Origin of the sequence: Capnocytophaga sp. oral taxon 329 str. F0087 (genome assembly GCF_000213295.2) — a bacterium.
Lineage (GTDB): Bacteria > Bacteroidota > Bacteroidia > Flavobacteriales > Flavobacteriaceae > Capnocytophaga > Capnocytophaga leadbetteri_A.
The window spans coordinates 7,246-10,472 of sequence record NZ_KN390019.1 but is presented as its reverse complement, the minus strand read 5'-3'; the positions used below and the strand labels follow the sequence as shown (position 1 = coordinate 10,472).

At 45.4% G+C, this 3,227-nt stretch carries 3 protein-coding genes; 1 reads left to right on the top strand and 2 read right to left on the bottom strand.

Annotated features, from left to right (window positions below; translation table 11 throughout):
* Positions 1–24: 24 nt before the first annotated feature.
* Together dusB and hflX are read right to left on the bottom strand one after the other, a co-directional pair.
* Positions 25–999: a tRNA dihydrouridine synthase DusB gene (gene dusB, locus HMPREF9074_RS08265; protein ID WP_009390966.1), complete on the bottom strand. Its 975-nt coding sequence runs from the start codon at positions 997–999 to the stop codon at positions 25–27.
* Between the two features lie 2 nt (positions 1,000–1,001).
* Positions 1,002–2,192 carry a GTPase HflX gene (gene hflX / locus HMPREF9074_RS08260; protein WP_009390964.1) on the bottom strand — a complete coding sequence of 397 codons (1,191 nt, stop codon included), beginning with the start codon at positions 2,190–2,192 and terminating at the stop codon, positions 1,002–1,004.
* Positions 2,193–2,487: 295 nt separating this feature from the next.
* Between hflX and HMPREF9074_RS08255 the strand changes: the two genes are divergently transcribed.
* Positions 2,488–3,227 (top strand): family 20 glycosylhydrolase (locus tag HMPREF9074_RS08255; protein WP_156961114.1); only part of this gene is annotated, 740 nt, incomplete at its 3' end.

The window sequence follows — 3,227 nt, the reverse complement described above, 5'->3', positions numbered from 1 at the left end:
AGTTATATTAAAGTCTTTTATTTTTTAGTATTTTGCCACTATCTCTTCAAGGGCTGTTACTATTTCAGCAGCGCTATCTAAGGTTACGAGGCGCTGGCGGTGTTCTTTAAAGTTTGGCAAGCCTTTAAAGTAGTTCGCATAATGCCTACGCATCTCCAATACCCCTTGCCGTTCTCCTTTCCACTCTACCGACCATATTAGGTGATTGCGAGCTGCCGCTACCCTATCGGCTATGGTAGGGGGCGCCAAAAGTTCACCGGTAGCAAAATAATGTTTTATCTCTCTAAATATCCAAGGATAGCCAATAGCTGCACGCCCTATCATTATACCATCTACCCCGTATTTATTGCGGTATTCTAAGGCTTTCTCCGGATTATCAATATCGCCATTGCCAAAAATAGGAATGTGTATGCGGGGGTTATTCTTCACTTTGGCTATATAGCTCCAGTCCGAATGCCCTTTGTACATCTGGCTGCGAGTGCGAGCGTGAATGGTAAGGGCGCTAATGCCCACATCTTGTAGGCGCTCAGCTACTTCTTCTATATTGATACTACTCTCGTCCCAGCCCAAACGCGTCTTTACGGTTACCGGCAGGTCAGTACTACGCACTACTGCTTTAGTAAGGCGCACCATCAGGTCAATATCTTTTAGCACCCCTGCACCAGCACCTTTGCTCACCACCTTCTTCACCGGACAGCCGAAATTAATATCCACCAAATCCGGACGAACCGTAGCTACTATCTTTGCCGAAAGCGCCATAGCCTCTTCATCACCCCCAAAAATCTGTATCCCTACCGGACGCTCGTAATCAAAAATATCCAGCTTTTGCCTGCTTTTTATCGCATCGCGAATAAGCCCTTCAGACGAAATAAATTCGCTGTAAAGCATATCAGCCCCGTGCAACTTGCACAGGCGGCGAAAAGGCGGGTCGCTCACATCCTCCATAGGGGCAAGCAACAAAGGGAATTCTCCCAAATCTATATTTCCTATTTTTGCCATTACTAATACAAAAAGTTATTATAAGGGAAGCGAGTAATGTGTATCTCCTTCACCTTCTCATACACTACCTTGCGAAATTCTTCCAGATTCTCTTTGTTAAGGGCTGAAATAAATAGCACATCTTTACCTACTTTCTGCATCCACGTTTGTTTCCACTCTTCAAGGGTGAAATGCTTAGTAGTGCGCTCGGTCGCAAGGTCGTCTTCGGCTATCACCTCGTGGGTATAAGCGTCTATTTTGTTAAAAACCATAATGGTAGGCTTGTCGGCGCTGTGTATTTCTGCCAATATCTGGTTTACCGACTGTATATGCTCTTCAAAATTAGGGTGCGAAATATCCACCACGTGCAGCAATAAGTCAGCCTCGCGCACCTCGTCCAAAGTACTCTTAAACGATTCTATCAGCTGGGTAGGCAGTTTACGTATAAAGCCTACGGTGTCTGATAGCAAAAAGGGTAAGTTTTCTATCACCACCTTGCGCACGGTAGTATCGAGGGTAGCGAAGAGCTTATTTTCGGCAAACACCTCACTTTTGCTTATCACATTCATCAGGGTCGATTTGCCCACGTTGGTATAGCCTATGAGGGCTACACGCACCAATGCCCCGCGATTGCTGCGCTGGGTAGCCATCTGCTTATCAATAGCCGAGAGTTTCTTTTTCAGTAGGGCGATGCGGTCGCGCACGATACGGCGGTCAGTTTCTATTTCGGTCTCACCCGGTCCGCGCATCCCTATCCCCCCGCGTTGGCGTTCGAGGTGCGTCCACAGACCTGTAAGGCGTGGCAATAAGTATTCGTACTGGGCAAGCTCTACCTGCGTACGCGAGTAGCTGGTCTGCGCGCGCTGGGCAAAGATATCTAAGATAAGCCCCGTGCGGTCTAATATTTTAGCTTTGAGTATGCGTTCTATATTCTTCTGTTGGGCAGGGGTAAGCTCATCGTCAAAGATAACCGTACCCACCTCGTTTTCCTCTACGTACTGCTGTACCTCTTCCATTTTACCGGTACCGATAAAGGTTTTAGGGTTGGGTACGTCTAATTTTTGGGTAAAACGTTTCAGTACCTCGCCACCAGCGGTATAAGTCAGAAATTCGAGTTCATCGAGGTATTCTTTTGATTTTTCTTCCGTCTGTAGTTGGTTTATAATACCAATTAAGACTACTTTTTCGTATGTTAAATTTACCTGTTCGAGCACTATTTTTAATTATGAATTACAAAATTACGCTGCAAAGATAGTAATAATTTGCCAATTTACTAATTTAGCTGACAAATGACTTATCCTTCGCTTATCCTTCGCTCATTGTTCGCTCATTGTTCGCTCATTGTTTGTAGATGGGAAGGCGGAGAGGGCTGGGGAGAATAAGAGGTAAATCAAAAAGAAATGTTAATATTTTTTTGCCCATTTCATTTATTTTTCCTACATTTGCTGAAAATTTTAGCGTAAGATTATGAATATCTTACCAATACATTCCTAACAGATTAAAACCAAAATGATAAAAAAACTATTCTACGTATATTTATTATTCCCAGCAGTTGCCTTGGCTGGTCTGAGGCAACTGCTTCCTATACCACAAACAGTAACCCCAAATGGGCAGCAATACCCGCTTAGTGCCTCTACTCTACTGACCGATATTGCTACGGTACAATTAGTCCCCGATTTGCCCCAAATACCCCTCAATAAAGACGAAGCCTATATATTAGAGGTGACGCGCGATAAGGTGCGCATTACCGCTATTACGGCTTTAGGGGTCTATAGGGCGCACCAAAGCCTACAGCAGTTAGTGGTACAAAAGGGCAAAAAGCGCTATATCGAAGGCTGCACCATTACCGACTACCCAGCCTTTAGGGTGCGTGGCTTTATGCAAGACGCAGGGCGCAGCTACCTGAGCATAGAAGAGCTGAAAACCGAAATAGCACTACTCGCTCAGTATAAGATAAATGTATTTCATTGGCATCTGACCGAAAATGAAGGTTGGCGACTGCAGAGTCTGCGATATCCACAGCTCAATGCTGCCGAAAACTACGAGCGTATGCCTGCCCAGTACTACACCTTAGCCGAAGCCAAAGAGCTGGTCGAGTTCTGCCGCCAACGCCACGTAATGCTTATACCCGAAATCGATATGCCGGGGCATAGTCGTGCGTTCGAGAAAGCTTTTGGCACCTCTATGCAGACTGAAGCAGGCATCAGCATACTCAAAAACCTATTAGATGAGGTCTGCGAAACCTTCAG

Excerpts from the sequence above, each read along its gene's own strand:
- dusB (WP_009390966.1), bottom strand. The coding sequence starts at position 999 with ATGGCAAAAATAGGAAATATAGATTTGGGAGAATTCCCTTTGTTGCTT.